General features: G+C 47.1%; 18 protein-coding genes and 1 pseudogene. 14 read left to right on the top strand and 5 right to left on the bottom strand.

Going from position 1 to position 17,902, the window contains the following annotated elements; all coding sequences use genetic code 11:
- From E5355_RS19470 to E5355_RS11690, 11 genes are all read left to right on the top strand, one after another.
- A partial coding sequence (locus tag E5355_RS19470; RefSeq protein ID WP_168354331.1) for a smalltalk protein occupies positions 1-77 on the top strand: 77 nt, incomplete at its 5' end.
- Between the two features lie 151 nt (positions 78-228).
- Entirely contained in the window at positions 229-2,691 is a 2,463-nt protein-coding gene (gene pheT, locus E5355_RS11735; protein WP_136010537.1) for a phenylalanine--tRNA ligase subunit beta, read from the top strand.
- A 45-nt stretch (positions 2,692-2,736) separates the two neighbouring features.
- Complete coding sequence (locus tag E5355_RS11730) at positions 2,737-3,474, top strand: YebC/PmpR family DNA-binding transcriptional regulator (protein ID WP_136010536.1); 738 nt, start codon at positions 2,737-2,739, stop codon at positions 3,472-3,474.
- Entirely contained in the window at positions 3,474-3,719 is a 246-nt protein-coding gene (locus E5355_RS11725; protein ID WP_136010535.1) for a TIGR03905 family TSCPD domain-containing protein, read from the top strand. The genes E5355_RS11730 and E5355_RS11725 overlap by 1 nt, the downstream gene beginning before the upstream one ends.
- A 126-nt stretch (positions 3,720-3,845) precedes the next feature.
- The gene (locus E5355_RS11720; protein WP_168354330.1) at positions 3,846-5,099 is read left to right on the top strand and encodes an Nramp family divalent metal transporter; all 1,254 of its coding nucleotides are present in this window, start codon (positions 3,846-3,848) and stop codon (positions 5,097-5,099) included.
- Positions 5,100-5,140: 41 nt separating this feature from the next.
- Positions 5,141-5,905: an exodeoxyribonuclease III gene (locus E5355_RS11715; protein WP_136010533.1), complete on the top strand. Its 765-nt coding sequence runs from the start codon at positions 5,141-5,143 to the stop codon at positions 5,903-5,905.
- Positions 5,902-6,372, top strand: a complete 471-nt coding sequence (locus tag E5355_RS11710) for a C-GCAxxG-C-C family protein (protein ID WP_022401337.1) — start codon at positions 5,902-5,904, stop codon at positions 6,370-6,372. Before E5355_RS11715 ends, E5355_RS11710 begins: the two co-directional genes overlap by 4 nt.
- 149 nt (positions 6,373-6,521) lie before the next feature.
- The gene (locus E5355_RS11705; protein ID WP_136010532.1) at positions 6,522-6,722 is read left to right on the top strand and encodes a winged helix-turn-helix domain-containing protein; all 201 of its coding nucleotides are present in this window, start codon (positions 6,522-6,524) and stop codon (positions 6,720-6,722) included.
- Positions 6,723-6,846: 124 nt separating this feature from the next.
- The gene (gene lepA / locus E5355_RS11700; protein WP_136010531.1) at positions 6,847-8,628 is read left to right on the top strand and encodes a translation elongation factor 4; all 1,782 of its coding nucleotides are present in this window, start codon (positions 6,847-6,849) and stop codon (positions 8,626-8,628) included.
- A 41-nt stretch (positions 8,629-8,669) separates the two neighbouring features.
- The gene (gene nhaA, locus E5355_RS11695; protein WP_136010530.1) at positions 8,670-9,989 is read left to right on the top strand and encodes a Na+/H+ antiporter NhaA; all 1,320 of its coding nucleotides are present in this window, start codon (positions 8,670-8,672) and stop codon (positions 9,987-9,989) included.
- A gap of 182 nt (positions 9,990-10,171) precedes the next feature.
- Positions 10,172-11,131 (top strand): PD-(D/E)XK nuclease family transposase, encoded by a 960-nt coding sequence (locus E5355_RS11690; RefSeq protein WP_136010529.1) that lies wholly within the window; start codon positions 10,172-10,174, stop codon positions 11,129-11,131.
- Here the strand turns inward: E5355_RS11690 and E5355_RS20370 are convergent.
- From E5355_RS20370 to E5355_RS11680, 3 genes and pseudogenes are all read right to left on the bottom strand, one after another.
- A pseudogene (locus E5355_RS20370) lies at positions 11,126-11,278 on the bottom strand (endonuclease); the annotation flags it as partial. The gene E5355_RS11690 and the pseudogene E5355_RS20370 overlap by 6 nt on opposite strands.
- Positions 11,244-11,396, bottom strand: coding sequence for a hypothetical protein (locus tag E5355_RS19465; protein WP_168354329.1), 153 nt, complete (start codon positions 11,394-11,396; stop codon positions 11,244-11,246). The gene E5355_RS19465 and the pseudogene E5355_RS20370, both read right to left, overlap by 35 nt.
- 71 nt (positions 11,397-11,467) lie before the next feature.
- Positions 11,468-12,433, bottom strand: coding sequence for a D-2-hydroxyacid dehydrogenase (locus tag E5355_RS11680; RefSeq protein ID WP_136010528.1), 966 nt, complete (start codon positions 12,431-12,433; stop codon positions 11,468-11,470).
- 98 nt (positions 12,434-12,531) lie between these two features.
- Here E5355_RS11680 and E5355_RS11675 point away from each other — a divergent pair, with 98 nt between their 5' ends.
- The 3 genes from E5355_RS11675 (at position 12,532) to E5355_RS11665 (ending at position 13,880) form a co-directional block, all read left to right on the top strand.
- The gene (locus tag E5355_RS11675) at positions 12,532-12,729 is read left to right on the top strand and encodes a hypothetical protein (protein ID WP_136010527.1); all 198 of its coding nucleotides are present in this window, start codon (positions 12,532-12,534) and stop codon (positions 12,727-12,729) included.
- Positions 12,726-12,944: a DUF5034 domain-containing protein gene (locus E5355_RS11670; RefSeq protein WP_136010526.1), complete on the top strand. Its 219-nt coding sequence runs from the start codon at positions 12,726-12,728 to the stop codon at positions 12,942-12,944. The genes E5355_RS11675 and E5355_RS11670 overlap by 4 nt, the downstream gene beginning before the upstream one ends.
- Positions 12,945-13,253: 309 nt before the next feature.
- Positions 13,254-13,880, top strand: a complete 627-nt coding sequence (locus E5355_RS11665) for a hypothetical protein (protein ID WP_136010525.1) — start codon at positions 13,254-13,256, stop codon at positions 13,878-13,880.
- Here E5355_RS11665 and E5355_RS11660 read toward each other — a convergent pair.
- Positions 13,877-15,145, bottom strand: coding sequence for a replication-associated recombination protein A (locus tag E5355_RS11660; protein WP_136010524.1), 1,269 nt, complete (start codon positions 15,143-15,145; stop codon positions 13,877-13,879). The two genes, E5355_RS11665 and E5355_RS11660, sit on opposite strands and share 4 nt — an antisense overlap.
- 15 nt (positions 15,146-15,160) lie before the next feature.
- A complete protein-coding gene (locus tag E5355_RS11655) occupies positions 15,161-17,746 on the bottom strand; it encodes a DUF5686 and carboxypeptidase-like regulatory domain-containing protein (RefSeq protein WP_136010523.1) in 2,586 nt (861 codons plus the stop codon).
- Positions 17,747-17,902 lie beyond the last annotated feature (156 nt).

Genomic DNA, 17,902 nt, shown 5'->3' with positions numbered 1-17,902 from the left:
ACAAGATTTTGAAGGTAGTGATAGCTGTTGCTTCCGCCGTATTGGGAGCTTTAGGCGCCAATGCAATGAATATATAAATGTAGATTTATATAGAATAGTAGGGGAAAGGCGGTGAAGAAAAAGCACTTCATCGCCTTTTTGTTATTTTCTTCATTTATAATTCCCTGCCAACCAAAAAATCTTATTACCTTTGCGGGTCACTTTTGGAAACAATAAAAATATAATGATATGAATATCTCTTATAATTGGTTGAAAGAGTATGTCGATTTCGATTTGACACCGGATGAAGTCGCTGCTGCCTTGACGTCCATCGGACTGGAAACGGGAAGTGTGGAAGAGGTGCAAACCATTAAAGGCGGACTGGAAGGACTGGTCATCGGCGAAGTGCTGACATGCGAAGCTCATCCTAACTCAGACCATATGCACGTCACTACGGTGAACCTGGGACAAGGTGAACCCGTGCAGATTGTATGCGGCGCTCCGAATGTAGCTGCCGGACAGAAGGTGGTAGTGGCCACGTTGGGTACAAAACTGTATGACGGTGACGAATGCTTTACCATCAAGAAATCAAAACTTCGTGGCGTGGAATCTGTCGGCATGATTTGTGCTGAGGATGAAATCGGTATCGGTACGGACCATGCAGGCATCATCGTACTGCCGGAAACAGCTGTTCCGGGTACGCTTGCCAAGGATTATTATAACATCAAGAGCGATTACGTGCTGGAAGTGGACATTACTCCCAACCGCGCCGATGCTTGCTCGCATTATGGGGTGGCACGTGACTTGTATGCCTACTTGATACAGAACGGTAAGCCGGCTACTTTGAAGAAACCTACGGTAGACGCTTTTGCGGTAGAAAATCACGACTTGGATATTAAAGTAACTGTAGAGAACAGCGAAGCATGTCCCCGATATGCCGGCGTTACGGTGAAAGGGGTTACAGTAAAAGAAAGCCCCGAATGGTTGCAGAACAAGTTGCGTATTATCGGCCTGCGTCCTATCAATAATGTGGTGGATATTACCAACTATATCGTCCATGCTTTCGGCCAGCCGCTGCACTGCTTCGATGCGGATAAGATTAAAGGCAGCGAGGTGATTGTAAAGACAATGCCGGAAGGTACACCGTTTGTAACTCTTGACGGTGTGGAACGCAAATTGAACGAACGCGACTTGATGATTTGCAACAAGGAAGAGGCGATGTGCATTGCCGGTGTGTTCGGCGGTCTGGATTCCGGTTCTACGGAAACCACCAAGGATGTGTTCCTTGAAAGCGCCTACTTCCATCCCACATGGGTGCGCAAGACAGCCCGTCGCCATGCGTTGAACACAGATGCTTCTTTCCGTTTTGAAAGAGGTATTGACCCGAATGCCACTATTTACTGCCTGAAGCTGGCTGCTTTGATGGTAAAGGAACTTGCCGGAGGTACCATTTCTTCTGACATAAAAGATGTGTGCGCCGCTCCTGCCAAGGATTTCCGTGTGGAACTTGCTTATGAGAAAGTAAACTCATTGATTGGTAAAGTTATTCCGGTGGATACTGTCAAGAGCATCGTGACAAGTCTGGAAATGAAAATTGTAGACGAGACAGCCGAAGGACTTACACTGGATGTTCCTCCTTACCGTGTGGACGTGCAGCGCGATTGCGATGTAATAGAGGATATCCTGCGTATCTACGGATATAATAATGTAGAGATTCCGACTGCCTTGAAGTCTTGTCTGACTACCAAGGGGGAATATGATAAATCCAACAAATTGCAGAACCTGGTTGCCGAGCAGCTGGTGGGCTGTGGCTTCAATGAGATTCTGAATAACTCATTGACCCGTGCCGCTTACTATGACAACTTGGAGTCTTATCCGTCAAAGAATCTGGTAATGTTGCTGAATCCGTTGAGTGCAGACTTGAATGCCATGCGTCAGACACTGCTTTTCGGTGGATTGGAAAGCATCTCGCACAACGCCAACCGTAAGAATGCAGACCTGAAATTCTTTGAATTCGGTAATTGTTATCACTTCAACGAGGAGAAGAAGAATCCGGAAAAGGTGCTTGCCGCTTATTCCGAAGACTATCATCTTGGTTTGTGGGTGACTGGCAAGAGGGTGACCAACTCATGGGCTCATCCGGATGAGAACAGCTCGGTATATGAGCTGAAGGCATACGTTGAGAATGTCTTTGCCAGATTGGGGCTGCACATGCATGATTTGGTTGTCGGGAATCTGACTGATGACATCTATGCTGCCGGTTTATCCGTACAGACAAGGGGGGGGAAGCGGTTGGCTACTTTCGGTATTGTAACAAAGAAGTTACTGAAGGCATTCGATATTGACAACGAGGTTTACTACGCTGATTTCAACTGGAAAGAATTGTTGAAGGCCATCCGCAATGTGAAGGTGAGCTATACGGAAATCTCCAAGTTCCCTGCCGTGAAACGCGACTTGGCGTTACTGCTCGACAAGAAAGTGCAGTTTGCGGAAATTGAGAAGATTGCCTACGAGACGGAGAAAAAGCTGCTGAAGGAGGTTTCTCTCTTCGATGTTTATGAGGGTAAGAATCTGGAAGCCGGTAAGAAGAGTTATGCTGTGAGCTTCCTGCTGCAAGATGAGAATGCAACATTGAACGACAAGCAGATTGACAAGATTATGTCCAAACTGGTGAAGAACCTGGAGGACAGGTTGAATGCCAAGCTGCGTTGATTCATTATTCAGAATTTATAATTCATAATTTAAAATACAGTTCCAATGGGAAGAGCATTTGAATATAGAAAAGCTGCCAAATTGAAAAGATGGGGTCACATGGCAAAGACCTTTACAAGACTGGGTAAACAAATTGCTATTGCGGTGAAGGCCGGTGGTCCGGAGCCGGAAAACAACCCGACACTGCGTTCGGTAATCGCTACTTGTAAGCGTGAAAACATGCCGAAGGATAATATTGAACGTGCTATCAAGAATGCGATGGGTAAGGACCAGAGCGACTATAAGGGTATGACCTATGAAGGATACGGTCCTCACGGTGTGGCTGTTTTTGTGGATACGCTGACCGATAACACTACCCGTACGGTAGCCGATGTGCGTTCCGTATTCAACAAGTTCGGCGGTAACTTGGGAACAATGGGTTCACTGGCTTTCTTGTTTGACCATAAGTGTGTATTCACTTTCAAGAAGAAAGACGGCATCGATATGGAAGAACTTATCCTTGACTTGATTGACTATGATGTAGAGGAAGACTTCGAGGAAGATGAAGAAGAAGGCACTATCACTATCTATGGTGACCCGAAGAGCTATGCGGCTATTCAGAAGCATTTGGAAGAATGCGGCTTCGAAGATGTCGGTGGTGAGTTCACTTACATTCCCAATGATATGAAGGATGTAACTTCCGAGCAACGCGAAACTATCGATAAAATGGTGGAACGTCTTGAAGAGTTTGATGATGTGCAGACGGTTTATACCAATATGAAACCGGAAGAAAACGAAGAGTAATGACATATACATACAAGACTCAAGGTACATGTAGCAGTAACATCGAGCTGGATGTGGAAGATGGTATTGTGAAAGAGGTTACTTTTTGGGGTGGATGTAATGGAAACCTGCAAGGACTTTCACGTTTGGTGAAAGATATGCCGGTAGATGCGGTGATTGCCCGTTTGGAAGGAATTCGCTGCGGGAAACGTTCCACTTCCTGCCCCGACCAATTGTGCAAGGCATTGCACGAGATGGGGTATTGAGCCTCCTGCTTGAAAGAATGGACGAGAGCCTCTGACATTGAAAAATGCCAGGGGCTTTTTTTGAACCTAACATGGGTGTATTTGTTATTATTTGAGTATTTTTACGTTCTTAATTAGGCAGACATGATGAGGAATATTTTTAAAGACTTGAAACGGAGAGACCATAAACGCTATCTGGGTGGTCTGGACGTTTTTAAATATATAGGTCCCGGACTGCTGGTGACTGTAGGTTTTATTGACCCGGGAAACTGGGCGTCTAATTTTGCGGCAGGGTCTGAATTTGGTTATTCATTGCTGTGGGTCGTGACTTTATCTACCATTATGCTGATTGTATTGCAACATAATGTGGCGCATTTGGGAATTGTAACCGGCTTGTGCTTGTCTGAAGCCGCTACCAAATATACTCCTTCTTGGGTGTCGCGTCCCATATTGGGTACGGCGGTGCTGGCTTCGATCTCGACTTCGCTGGCAGAGATATTGGGAGGTGCCATCGCTTTGCAGATGTTGTTTGGCATTCCAATTGTATGGGGCTCTATTTTGACTACCGTATTTGTAGTCGTCATGCTTTTCACTAATTCCTACAAGAAGATAGAACGTTCTATCATTGCTTTTGTTTCGGTCATCGGGCTTTCCTTTATCTATGAGCTGTTTCTGGTGAAGATAGATTGGCCGTTGGCTATACAAGGGTGGGTGACACCCTCGTTCCCGAATGGAAGCATGTTGATTATCATGAGTGTGCTCGGTGCGGTGGTGATGCCGCATAATCTGTTTTTGCATTCGGAGGTGATACAGAGCCACGAATATAACAAGAAAGATGATGCGTCCATCCGCAAAGTGCTGAAATATGAATTGTTCGACACTTTGTTTTCCATGATTGTGGGGTGGGCCATTAATAGTGCCATGATACTGCTGGCTGCGGCAACTTTCTTTAAAAGCGGTATTCAGGTGGAAGAGTTGCAGCAGGCAAAATCTTTGCTGGAACCGTTGTTGGGGAGCGGTGCTGCCCTGGTTTTTGCATTGGCATTACTGATGGCAGGTGTATCTTCCACGATAACCAGCGGTATGGCGGCAGGTTCTATCTTTGCCGGTATTTTTGGAGAATCCTATCATATTAAAGACAGTCACTCGCAGGTGGGTGTGATTTTGTCACTGGGTATTGCACTGCTGCTGATTTTCTTTATCGGAAACCCGTTCAAGGGGTTGCTGATTTCGCAGATGATATTGAGCATCCAGTTACCGTTCACGGTCTTTCTGCAAGTAGGGCTGACTTCTTCACGTAAAGTGATGGGGCAGTATGTAAACAGTAAATGGAGCACGTTTGTACTTTACGCCATTGCTGCGGTGGTTACTGTGTTGAATATCATGCTGCTGGTATCCTAGTTGACATCTTGAATAATTCATTTTTAAGAAATCAAATAAGTATGAAGATTATTACATATAATGTAAATGGGTTACGGGCTGCCGTGACAAAAGGTTTTTCCGAGTGGCTGGCACAAGAGCGGCCCGATGTACTTTGTTTGCAGGAAACGAAACTGCAACCGGAACAGTATCCGGCAGAAGCGCTGGATACTTTGGGGTATAAACATTATCTGTATTCTGCACAGAAGAAGGGGTATAGTGGAGTCGCTATTCTGAGCAAGCAGGAACCGGACTATGTGGAATATGGTATGGGTATCGAAGAATACGATAGCGAAGGGCGTTTTATTCGTGCCGACTTCGCTGATGTGTCCGTCGTGAGTGTTTATCATCCTTCCGGTACCAGCGGTGATGAACGTCAGGCTTTTAAGATGGTCTGGTTGGAGAAATTCCAGGAATATGTATTGGAGCTGAAGCGTACGCGTCCTAAACTCATTCTTTGTGGTGATTATAATATCTGCCATGAGGCAATAGACATTCATGACCCTATCAGGAATGCCACCAGCAGTGGCTTTTTGCCTGAAGAGCGAGAGTGGATGACGCGCTTTCTCAATGCAGGATTCATTGATTCCTTCCGTTGGCTTCATCCCGACAAGCAGGAATATACGTGGTGGAGCTATCGTTTTAATTCACGTGCCAAGAACAAAGGGTGGCGTATTGATTATTGCATGGTGAGCGAACCGGTGCGTCCGATGTTGAAGGAGGCGAGAATATTGGGTGACGTTGTTCATTCAGACCATTGCCCGATGTTACTGGAAATTACAGAATGATTATGGAAACAAAAGACAGAATAGAAAAAGCTGTGGAGCTTTTCAAGAGCGGCTATAACTGTTCGCAGTCGGTGGTGGGAGCTTTTGCAGATATGTACGGTTTTACCGAAGAGCAGGCTTTCCGGATGTCTGCCTCTTTTGGTGGTGGCATAGGTCGTATGAGGCAGACATGCGGTGCTGCGTGCGGCATGTTCCTATTGGCCGGATTGGAAAAAGGAGCTGTGGAAGGCAAGGATCGTGAAGGTAAGGCGGCAAACTATGCATTGGTGCAGGAGCTGGCTGCTGAGTTCAAGAAGCGGAACGGCTCTTTGATATGTGCTGAACTGTTAGGATTGAGAAAACCGGAAGGTTCGTCCGTTCCGGAAGCCCGTACCGAGCAGTATTATGCTAAACGCCCGTGTGCTAGGATGGTTGAGGTGGCTGCCCAAATTTGGACTGAATACTTGGAAAAAACGTCCTCAAAGTAAGAAAATGGAACTTTTTCAATCTTTTGAACTAAAAAAGTGCCTAATAATGTGTTGTATAACATAATTATGGCTATCTTTGCAGCCATATAAAAACACCGACATCTCTATGCTTGGAGATGAAGGTGACGTTTAACTAAAAGCAAATAGAAATGTTGAAAGAAAAAGCTGGTATTGTTGCAGGACAGATTTGGACTGTACTGAATGGCACAGATGGTTTGACTCACAAGCAAATCAAGAAAGCAACCAAGCTGATTGACAAAGATTTATTCTTGGGATTGGGCTGGTTGTTAAGAGAAGACAAGGTCTCTACTTCTGAAGTGGAAGGCGAATTGTTCGTAAAGTTGAACTAAGCGGGGAATTAACTGGAATCTTATAAAAAGATGCGTTGGTACATGAATATGTTATCAACGCGTTTTTTTTATTTGCTCTGTTTTCACTATCTTTGTGCACCCGATTAATAGATAGTTATTGACAATGAAGAATATACGGAATTTTTGCATTATTGCTCATATTGACCACGGTAAATCAACCTTGGCAGACCGTCTGCTGGAATTTACCAATACTATACAAGTAACTAACGGACAGATGCTGGATGACATGGACCTTGAGAAGGAAAGGGGTATCACCATCAAGAGTCATGCCATACAAATGGAGTATACATATAAAGGCGAAAAGTATATTCTGAACTTGATAGACACTCCGGGACATGTGGACTTCTCGTACGAGGTATCACGTTCTATCGCCGCTTGTGAAGGGGCACTGCTTATTGTAGATGCTTCGCAGGGAGTGCAGGCACAGACTATTTCGAATCTATATATGGCCATTGAGCATGATTTGGAGATTATTCCGGTCATCAACAAATGTGACATGGCAAGCGCTATGCCTGAGGAAGTGGAGGACGAAATCGTTGAACTGCTGGGTTGCAAGCGTGATGAGATTATCCGTGCTTCCGGCAAAACGGGCATGGGAGTGGAAGAAATCCTGGCTGCAGTCATTGAGCGTATCCCTCATCCGGAGGGTGACGAGGAAGCTCCGTTGCAGGCGTTGATTTTCGATTCTGTCTTTAATTCTTTCCGTGGTATCATTGCATATTTCAAGATAGTGAATGGCGTAATCCGTAAAGGGGATAAAGTGAAATTCTTCAATACGGGTAAGGAATATGATGCAGATGAGATTGGAGTACTCAAGATGGAAATGATGCCACGTCCGGAGTTGCGTACGGGAGATGTGGGCTACATCATCTCGGGTATCAAAACCTCTAAGGAAGTGAAAGTAGGTGATACGATTACGCATATTGCCCGTCCTTGCGAAGAGGCCATTGCTGGTTTTGAGGAAGTGAAGCCGATGGTTTTTGCCGGTGTGTACCCTATCGAGGCTGAAGATTTCGAGGATTTGCGCTCTTCTTTGGAGAAGTTGCAGCTGAATGATGCTTCGCTGACTTTCCAGCCTGAGTCTTCATTAGCTTTGGGCTTTGGTTTCCGGTGTGGTTTTCTCGGATTGCTCCACATGGAGATTGTGCAGGAACGCCTTGACCGTGAATTTGACATGAATGTTATCACCACCGTGCCCAACGTTTCCTACAATGTCTATGACAAGCAGGGAAATATGACTGAGGTGCATAATCCCGGCAGCATGCCGGATCCTACTATGATAGACCGTATTGAGGAGCCCTATATCCGCGCCTCGGTGATTACCACTACTGATTATATCGGTCCTATCATGACTCTTTGTTTGGGCAAGCGTGGCGAGCTGGTGAAGCAGGAATATATTTCCGGTAACCGTGTGGAAATATATTATGATATGCCTCTTGGCGAAATAGTCATCGATTTCTATGATAAATTGAAGAGTATCTCCAAGGGATATGCCTCTTTTGACTATCATCCCCACGGCTTCCGCCCTTCCAAACTGGTGAAGCTGGATATTTTGCTGAACGGTGAGCCGGTGGATGCTCTTTCTACCTTGACACACTTTGACAATGCCTACGAATTGGGACGACGGATGTGCGAGAAGTTAAAGGATTTGATTCCGAGACAGCAGTTCGATATCGCCATTCAGGCTGCTATCGGTGCCAAGATTATTTCCCGGGAAACGATTAAAGCTGTTCGTAAGGATGTAACAGCCAAATGTTATGGCGGTGATGTGAGCCGTAAACGAAAATTGCTTGAAAAACAGAAAAGAGGTAAGAAACGAATGAAACAGATTGGTAATGTAGAGGTACCTCAGAAAGCGTTCTTGGCAGTGCTGAAGCTGGATTGATGTCGGAAGGATGAAATCTTAAATCAAATATAAACTTCTTTATGATTATTTTACGTACTGTGAAAGACTTCTCGTCACTGAATATAGTGGCGAGCATCTTGCTGTTTTTGATGGCTATTTTGGCGGCCGTTATTGCTAATTCACCGATGGCTCCATTATATCAGGGCTTTCTTTTACAGGAACTGCATTTGCGTATCGGAGACTTTAATTTGTTCTCCCATGGCGGTCATCCGTTGAGAATGGTTGAGTTTATAAATGACTGCTTGATGACTGTTTTCTTTCTGGCCGTGGGATTAGAGATAAAGCGGGAACTGCTGGTTGGTGAACTTTCTTCCTTTCGTAAGGCCTCTTTACCCTTTGTAGCGGCGTGTGGGGGTATGTTGCTGCCGGTCATTGTCTATTCACTTCTGGTCGTTCAGGGCACTCCGGGAACGCGCGGTATGGCTATACCGATGGCTACGGATATTGCTTTTTCATTGGGGGTACTCAGTCTGCTGGGTAAGCGAGTGCCTTTGAGTCTGAAAATCTTTTTGACGGCATTTGCAGTAGTCGATGATATTGGAGGCATTCTGGTTATTGCTATTTTTTATAGTTCCGAGGTGGCTTATGGATACCTTATTGTAGCTGCAGTCCTTTATTTCTTCCTTTACTGTATGGGGAGATTCGGTATGACACAGAAAATATTGTTCCTGTTTATCGGGGTGATTATTTGGTATTTGTTCCTTCAGTCGGGCATTCACAGCACTATTTCCGGAGTGATACTGGCCTTTGTAATACCGGCCCGTCCCCGTTTGGATGCCGGGAAATATATTAAACGCATCCGCGATATAATCGGTGATTTTCCAGTTTCAAAATCAGATAATATTATATTGACTAATGAGCAGATTGCCATTCTAAAACAAGTGGAACGCGCTTCTGATTATGTGATTAGTCCCTTACAATCTTTGGAAGACAATTTGCATGGTACGGTGAACTTTGTGATACTACCGCTCTTTGCCTTTGCCAATGCCGGTGTGGTGCTCAACGGGGGCAGTGGTGTTGTTGGAGCTGTTAGTATAGCCGTGGCTGCAGGATTGCTTCTTGGCAAGTTTGTCGGTATTTTTCTGTTTACTTGGCTGGCGGTCAAGAGCGGTTTGTCCTCGATGCCTCCGGGAATGAATTGGAGAAGTGTGGCCGGAGTGTCCTTGTTGGGTGGTATTGGTTTTACAGTATCCTTATTTATTGCCAATCTTTCTTTTGCAGGAGGATATCCGGATTTGCTCAACCAAGCGAAGTTCGGTGTATTGCTGGGAACGACTGTTGCCGGTATATCGGGATATATGGTATTGAATGCGATATTGCCGAAAGTTAAGGACAAATAAAGTTCTCTTTCGGGTACTGAACGAGGAATCGGTTCTCTAGGGATATTCAGTAAATCCCTTGAAGAATAGCTGGCATATGTAAATGATTCAAGAAACCGTATTCTCTGTTACAGAAACAGAAGAAATAGTCTATTATTCTTGAAAAACATTCGTATCTTTGTCTTCTAAAAAATAATTAACTGATGGAAGAATTGCAAGATAGGTACATCCGCTTCGACTGGGCCATTAAACGTTTATTGCGGCAGAAGGCCAATTTTGGTGTTCTTGAAGGTTTCCTTACTGTATTTCTGGGTGAAAAAATCACGATTATCGAAATACTGGAAAGTGAAGGAAATCAGCAGACTGCCGATGACAAGTTCAACCGTGTTGACATCAAGGCACGCAACAGTAAGGACGAGATTATCATCATCGAAATACAGAATACCCGTGAACTCTATTATTTGGAACGTATCCTTTATGGAGTGGCAAAGGCTATCACCGAACATATCTCGTTGGGTGATACTTACTATAAGGTGAAGAAAATCTACTCCATCAGTATCCTCTACTTTGACATAGGACAAGGAAGCGATTTCTTGTATCATGGGCAGAATAACTTTGTAGGTGTACATACCGGTGACCAGTTGCAGGTAAATGTTAAGGAGCGTAATGCCATTGTTCCCCGTATGCCCGCCGAAATTTTCCCGGAATACATTCTTATCCGCGTAAACGAGTTTGATCAAGTGGCTACTACTCCGTTGAATGAATGGATGAAGTACCTGAAAGACGGAACTATTCGTCCTGATACTACTGCTCCCGGACTTGGAGAGGCTCGCGAGAAGCTGAAATATTACTCTATGAACGTTCAAGAACGAAGGGCGTATGATGAACATTTGAATGCAGTCATGATTCAAAACGATGTGCTCGATTCTGCCAAACTGGAAGGAAGAATAGAAGGTCTTGCAGAAGGTCGTGCAGAGGGTCTTGCAGAGGGTCTTGCAGAAGGTCTTGCAGAAGGTCGTGCAGAGGGTCGTGCAGAAGGTCGTGCAGAAGGTCGTGCAGAAGGTATAAAGATAATGGCTCGCAATCTGAAAGCGGCAGGTCTTTCTGTAGAGGCTATCAGCAAGGCATCCGGTCTAACTCTAGAAGAAATAGACCGTTTATAGCCTTTTTGAAAGTTCCACCTCCATAATCCACCGGATTGTGGTCACTGCATAAATCTAGGTTTGGAGAATAATATTTGATGCTTTTCAGACTGGGAGAGTAGAAAAGATGCAGTCAATATACAGCATGCGCTTGGCATAGCGGTAAGTGCACTTGTGTATATTGTAGGCGGAATTGAAAAGCCACCGCTATGGTGATGGCAATCAGGATGAATATCACTGCTATCAGACGGATATAGAACAGACCTTTGATGGCAGATGTTCCCATAGCGTTGGCTGTTTGTTTTGTTAGGGGAAAAAGGTATGAAAGTATAGGGGTGCTTCCATTATAATCCACGCCTACTTATTCACTACATTCACAGGCTTACCGTCTTGATAGGCCTTTATATTTTCGAGCATAACTTGCATGAGGCGTTCGCGTGCGGCGGTGCTTGCCCAAGCTATGTGCGGGGTGATGTAGCAGTTACGGGCAGAGAGTAAAGGATTGTTGGCACAAGGAGGCTCTTGTGAGAGTACGTCCACTCCGGCGGCGTAGATGGTTCCGTTGTTCAAGGCATCGGCAAGGTCTTGTTCGTTGATGAGCAGACCGCGTCCGGTGTTGATTAGGATAGCCGTAGGCTTCATCAGGCGGAGGCGTTCTGCATTCACCATTTCGCGGGTGGCATCGGTGAGGGGACAGTGCAGGCTAACGATGTCGCATTCATGGAACAGTTCGTTCAGTTCCATCTTGCGGATTTCGGGAGGAAGCTGGAAATTGGTCTTGGAAGTGTAGGCGCACACCTTCATGCCGAAGCCAATGGCGATGCGGGCAGTGGAGAAACCGGTGTGTCCCAAGCCTACAATGCCGAGTTTTTTTTCACGCAGTTCGATGAGTGGAGTGTCCCAGAAGCAGAAGTCTTTGCTTGCCGTCCAGCGTCCTTGATGCACTTCTTCGGAGTGGTGCTGCACTTGCTGGGCGATGTTCAGAATGTGGGCAAAGACCATTTGGGCAACCGAGTCGGTGCTATAGGCAGGGATGTTGGTGACGATGATGCCATGTTCTTTGGCAGCGGCGGTGTCTACAATGTTATATCCGGTGGCAAGCACACCGATGTACTTCAATTCGGGCAGTGCAGCCATGTGTTCGGAAGTGAGCACGGTTTTATTGGTCAGCAGGATTTCTGCACTGGCAGCGCGTTCCAATACTTCTCCGGGAGCGGTACGGTCGTAGATGCTACATTCACCCAAAGCTTGCAATTCGTCCCAGCAAAGGTCGCCGGGGTTGGCGGCATACCCGTCTAATACGACTATTTTTTTGTTTTCCATTCTTCTTGAATATTAATTGTTCGCGCAAATTTAGGGAAAAGAATTAGTATAGTATACATAAATCCATTACATTTGTGTGAATGTAATATTGAAAATGTATGAGAAGCACAATCTTTTCTTTTTTCGGAATACTTTCTTTTTGCCTTTTGCTCTTACTGACTGCCATGAAGTGTGAAGAAGATGAAGAGGTGCTTCCTCCTGTTTTGGCGGATGTGGTTGGCGTGCGATTGGTGTTGCTGGATAATAGCGGGCATGCTCCTGAACCGATAACCGCTGCCCCAAGGAGGCCTACATGATGAAGGTGGTACCGGAGGTGAAGGCCATTTCGGAAGAAGCTGCCGACGATATCTGGCATTGTCAGTTGAACCGTCCGATTACAGCTATCCGTATAGTGACCTTGACGGATTTCAATGAAGAATATCCTGCCGGAAGCGATATATATCCTTTATTCTACCGTTCTTATTCTCCCGCTCCGATTGATTCTCCCGTTGACTATCTACATGATTTCTAGTTTGTTCTGCTGACTTATCCCAAGGCCGGTACTTACCGTTTTCGCGTTGAGCTTGAGGTAGGAAAAGATGGGAATGAGGAGAACGGAGTGCTGGATGGCTGGCAAGTGTTTACTGCCGGAACTCCTTCTCTTGATTTCTACTGATTCACTCTATTTATATTGTAAAAATAGGATTATGGGTATTGTCAAACGTATCTCTCTCTTTCTGCTGGGTTGCATGGCTACTGCAAACGTCTGTGCACAATATATCTTGAATCACGGTCGTATACAGCTGGAAGCATCTTTGTAGTGAATAAGTAGGCGTGGATTATGGTGGGAATGGCCTATATGACTTCTGCCCGCAGGATATCCTCGTGGTTGTGTCTGAACGATTATCATCAGCTGAATTACGCTTTGACATTGGGAGGCAGATATTTCTGGCATAAATCATGGGGAGTGCAAGCACAGTTGTTACTGAATCCGGGAAGTGGACAAGAGTATCTGTACGACGGTAAGGTGCTTGGTTTCAATCAGGTGGAAGTGTCGCTCGGAAGTATTGACGGTAATTTCAGTGCCGGAATCGTCTATCGTTGCAGCATTGGCAACTGGGATATACAGCCTTCCTTCGGCATCGGAATAACCGGTTTTTCTGAGACCGGTTATTCATCTTACCTCAAGCATGAAGGAACGAACGACGTCGATTTCTTTGTGCTGGAGATGGAGAAAGACAAACGTAATGCTTTCTCCATCACTCCCGGAATACAGTTGCTCTACCATTTGCCCAAGCGGGTCTGTCTTTATGCCGGGGTTTCTTATATAGTGACTGCCGGTTCTTCATACGGGGAGTATACCCTGCATAATCTCTATACACTCGAATTGAGGGAGCGGCAACGCGTAGAGGATAAATACGTCGATGCGTTTCATTTCAGTTTGGGGCTGGGTTTCCGTCTGTTCTAAAACCTCTCTTTTCCCCAAAGTTGCTGCATCCGTTCCTTGTGCTTTTGCTCGGCAGGATTGAGTTGCGGTTCCCAGATACGGCGGTCTTTCAGTTCGTCGGGCAGGAATTGCTGTTTGACGAAGTTGCCGGGGTAGTCGTGGGCGTACTTGTACTTCTCGCCGTAGCCCAACTGCTTCATCAGCTTGGTGGGCGCGTTGCGCAGATGCAGTGGGACGGGGAGGTTACCCGTTTCGCGTACTACTTCCAGTGCGTTGTTGATGGCCATGTAGGCCGAATTGCTCTTGGGGCTGGTGGCGAGGTATATGGTAGCTTCTGCCAGCGGGATGCGTCCTTCAGGCCATCCCACTTTCATCAGGGTGTCGAAGCAGGCGTTGGCAAGCAGCAGCGCGTTGGGGTTGGCCAGTCCGATGTCTTCAGAGGCGGAGATGACGAGGCGGCGAGCTATGAAGGCAGGGTCTTCACCGCCTTCGACCATGCGTGCCAGCCAGTAGATGGCGCCGTCCGGGTCGCTGCCACGGATGGATTTGATGAAAGCGGAGATGATGTCGTAGTGCATCTCCCCGTCCTTGTCGTAGGCAAGAGGATTCTGTTGCAGGCGTTCGGTCACCATATCGTCGGTAATGACGACGGGGTCTGCGGCTTCGGAGTCTACCACCAGCTCGAGGATGTTGAGCAGCTTGCGTGCATCCCCTCCGCTGAAGCGGAGCATGGCGGTAGTTTCTTTCAGTTCTATTTTCCGTTCCTTTAGCACGATGTCCGTGATGATGGCGCGTTGCAACAGTTCCAGCAGGTCGTCCTTTTCCAGTGACTTCAGGGTATAGAGCTGGCAGCGCGACAGCAACGGACGGATGACTTCGAACGACGGGTTCTCCGTAGTGGCGCCTATCAGCGTCACGGTGCCTTGCTCCACGGCTCCCAGCAGCGAGTCTTGCTGCGACTTGCTGAAGCGGTGTATCTCGTCAATGAAAAGGATGGGGCTGGCTTGTGAGAAGAAACGGTTACTCTTGGCACGCACTATCACGTCGCGCACGTCCTTCACGCCACTGGTCACGGCACTGAGCGTATAGAAAGGGGTTTCCAGCTTGTTGGCGATAATCTGTGCCAAAGTGGTCTTTCCCACTCCCGGAGGTCCCCACAGGATAAACGAAGAGATACGTCCCGCGTCAATCATCTTGCGCAACACCGCATCTTGACCGACCAGATGTTTCTGGCCAATATATTCATCCAATGTTCTTGGCCGAAGCCGTTCCGCTAATGGTTGCATGTTGAGTTATAGATTTTAGAATATCATTAATATCATAAACCGTATGCCCCCCTTCTTCACTCCCGGTATGTCAGTATAGGTCAGTCGGCGTACATATTCTATATGGAGCAGCTTGAAGATATTGTAGATACCTACACTGGCTTCCACATAGGGAGTCTTGCTCATGACATGGCTGGTGGGTACACCGTCGCGCATGGGGAAGAGGAACAAGTCGGGGTTGTTGCTCTTGTACGGATTGTTCTTGTCCGTCAGCGTGCCCCACAAACCACGGATGCGGAACATCTCGCGCCACTTCAGCTTCTTGATGAGCGGGAGGCGGTTGAAGAGCTTTCCGTTCATGTCGTAGCTTAGGTTGAGGGAGGCATAGCGGTCGTTCAGGAACTCCATGTTGTTGATGAGGTTGAAGGACTCGTTGTTCTGCGTGATGTATGAAAGGTTCGCCATCGGCAGGTTCAGCAGGGGAAAGGGAACGGTGTTCCATTGCGCACCGGCACGTGCCGTTACGTCCAGCTTGCCCCACGAGCCGAGCCAGAAGCGCTTGCGGATGCTGGCTTCCGTCAGGTTGAAGTCGTACTCTCCGCCCAGCACGCCCTTGAAGCCGGCGGTGTGGGAGAGGGTGAAGGTCGGCGCATCCAGCGACACGGGTACGCGCCGCTGCTTGGTGTTGACGAAGGTTTCGCCAGGAGCATAACGCAGGGTCACACCCAGCTCGGTGGTGGTGATGTCGTGCACCAGCGTGTTCTTTTCATCCCATTGCCCCAGTATCTCTCCGTTGTTCTTCCAGTATTGCAGCTGTCCCGCTGGCTGGTCGTTGCGGTGGCGCGCCATGGCTTGGACGGAGAAGCCGGTATTGGTCTCCAGCTCGTAAGTCAGCGTGGCGTCGCGCATGTAGGACATCTGGTCTACAGTGGTCCATTTCCAGCCGACAAACAAGTTGTCCTTGTCCGTGGCGAGGTACTTGTCCATGGGAGACATTACGTCGTAGGTGTACTTGAAGGCGACGTAGTGCTTCGGGAACTCCCACAATACGTATTCGCGCTTGTTGAAGGAGTAGGCCACTTGCCCGGAGTAGAACCATTTCTTGTCTTTGGTTCCGTAGGCGCCGTAACCGCTCAGGCTCCAGTGCGGGTCGAGGTTACCGGTCGTCATGCCGCTCAGACGGAAACGCGTGCCGTTGACGTAGTTGCTGGTTATCATTGTATTGATGGGGCCGAAGTCGAACTTGCTGGGATGGTTCTTGCTGCCCGTCTCCACAAAGTTCTCAATCAAGGCTTTCGCCCCGAAGATGACGTACTTGAAGCCGGGAATCTGCTCGATACGGTTCATGAATACATCCATCGTGCTCTCCTTCTTGGTAAGGGGCACTTGACGTACTTTCGCCCAATATTCGTCGCTCTTGGCAAGCATGTTCGCTTCCTTGATGACGTTCCCTTTCAGACGGAAGAGGCGGGGTTCTATCTCTGCGAATTGATAGTCGCTGTACTTGGTGGTCCGCTGCACTTCCAGCCCTTGGATGCCTTTCACGAAGTGCAGTTCCACGGTCATGTCGTCGTCAGTCAGCACCCAGTTGCTGTCGGGCAGCTGTTCGAACTGCTGCACGATGTCGAGGTTCTCCACGAAGTTGACACCCGTCTTCTTGGGCAGGTTCATGGTGCATTTCTTCACGGCATAGGTGGAGTCCTTCACAACGTAGAGGTGCCCCGTGAAGCCAAAGTCCTGCGGGTTCTGCGGAACGAAAGTGAGATGCACGCATTCCTGCTTGTCTACCATGAGCGTGTCCATCAGATAGTATTTGTAGAAGCTGATGGCTCCGCGGCCGATGGGGCTGACGAAGCGGCGTTGCAGCAGTCGGATGTCGTCGTCGTAGATGTTGATGTCGGAGAATACGTCCGTGAGGATGGTCCCCAGCATGTCTCCGGTGTTGAAGAACTCCTCGATGCCGGTAGAATTCATACCTTCGATAATAGTCTTTTCGCTCTTGGGGTTTTTGCGGAAAATAGTCTTGCTGGCCGTCTCTTTGATAGAGATGGGCAGAATCATCTTGCTGGTCTTGGGCGATACTTCCACTTGGTCTTTGAAGAAAGAGAACTTTTTGTAGATGCCTTTCTCCATTTTGTCGGGGGTGACATCGTTGAGCGACATTTTCATTTTCTCGTATTTCTGATACTGGTAGTAGTCGTTCTCTTCCAGTTTCAGCGCCTTTTTGTTTTCGATGACCTTCTTCATGAACTCCACGGCGGGGTTGTTCTTGCGTGAATATTTTTCCTTCTTGGGTTTCACCACGACTTCGGAGAGTAAGATGTCGTCCGGTTGCAACTTGACGTTCAGCGTCCGGGTGCCAGGCTTCAGTTTCACTTTCTTGGTGATGTAGCCTATGGCGGAGAATGTCAGTTCATCCCAGCCTTTACGGTTTTCGACTTGGTATTCACCGTTTGCATTGGAGATGCCGCCTACACCTTTCCCTTCATATTGTACGGTGATGTACATCAACGGCTCGTTCGTGAGAGAGTCTGTGATAACCCCCTTAATCTGGGCAGATGTGCTGATGGAGACGAACAGTGACAGCAGGAAAAGGACGTAAATTGTATATCTTTGCTTCATAAGTTACAGATAATTCGGGCGCAAAGTTAACAAATTAAGGTTAACCGAGAAGCAAATATAGACTAAAGATACAAGAGATAAGGTTAAATGAACGTGAAAGCCTTGTGCTTGTTTGTTGTATACAGGTAAAAAAAGTAAAGGATTCTTGCAGAAAAA

Origin of the sequence: Bacteroides muris (ex Afrizal et al. 2022) (assembly GCF_004793475.1) — a bacterium.
GTDB classification, from domain to species: Bacteria; Bacteroidota; Bacteroidia; order Bacteroidales; family Bacteroidaceae; genus Bacteroides; species Bacteroides muris.
This window is presented reverse-complemented; position numbering and strand designations above follow the sequence as displayed.

Bases quoted from the DNA above. Each gene is read 5' to 3' on its own strand.
- nhaA (WP_136010530.1), top strand. From the start codon at position 8,670: ATGATTATTTTACGTACTGTGAAAGACTTCTCGTCACTGAATATAGTG.
- E5355_RS11660 (WP_136010524.1), bottom strand. From the start codon at position 15,145: ATGCAACCATTAGCGGAACGGCTTCGGCCAAGAACATTGGATGAATAT.
- pheT (WP_136010537.1), top strand. From the start codon at position 229: ATGAATATCTCTTATAATTGGTTGAAAGAGTATGTCGATTTCGATTTG.
- E5355_RS11720 (WP_168354330.1), top strand. From the start codon at position 3,846: ATGAGGAATATTTTTAAAGACTTGAAACGGAGAGACCATAAACGCTAT.
- E5355_RS11715 (WP_136010533.1), top strand. From the start codon at position 5,141: ATGAAGATTATTACATATAATGTAAATGGGTTACGGGCTGCCGTGACA.
- E5355_RS11655 (WP_136010523.1), bottom strand. From the start codon at position 17,746: ATGAAGCAAAGATATACAATTTACGTCCTTTTCCTGCTGTCACTGTTC.
- E5355_RS11670 (WP_136010526.1), top strand. From the start codon at position 12,726: ATGATGAAGGTGGTACCGGAGGTGAAGGCCATTTCGGAAGAAGCTGCC.
- E5355_RS11690 (WP_136010529.1), top strand. From the start codon at position 10,172: ATGGAAGAATTGCAAGATAGGTACATCCGCTTCGACTGGGCCATTAAA.
- E5355_RS11675 (WP_136010527.1), top strand. From the start codon at position 12,532: ATGAGAAGCACAATCTTTTCTTTTTTCGGAATACTTTCTTTTTGCCTT.
- E5355_RS11665 (WP_136010525.1), top strand. From the start codon at position 13,254: ATGGTGGGAATGGCCTATATGACTTCTGCCCGCAGGATATCCTCGTGG.
- E5355_RS11725 (WP_136010535.1), top strand. From the start codon at position 3,474: ATGACATATACATACAAGACTCAAGGTACATGTAGCAGTAACATCGAG.
- E5355_RS11730 (WP_136010536.1), top strand. From the start codon at position 2,737: ATGGGAAGAGCATTTGAATATAGAAAAGCTGCCAAATTGAAAAGATGG.
- E5355_RS11680 (WP_136010528.1), bottom strand. From the start codon at position 12,433: ATGGAAAACAAAAAAATAGTCGTATTAGACGGGTATGCCGCCAACCCC.
- E5355_RS11710 (WP_022401337.1), top strand. From the start codon at position 5,902: ATGATTATGGAAACAAAAGACAGAATAGAAAAAGCTGTGGAGCTTTTC.
- E5355_RS11705 (WP_136010532.1), top strand. From the start codon at position 6,522: ATGTTGAAAGAAAAAGCTGGTATTGTTGCAGGACAGATTTGGACTGTA.
- lepA (WP_136010531.1), top strand. From the start codon at position 6,847: ATGAAGAATATACGGAATTTTTGCATTATTGCTCATATTGACCACGGT.
- E5355_RS19465 (WP_168354329.1), bottom strand. From the start codon at position 11,396: ATGGGAACATCTGCCATCAAAGGTCTGTTCTATATCCGTCTGATAGCA.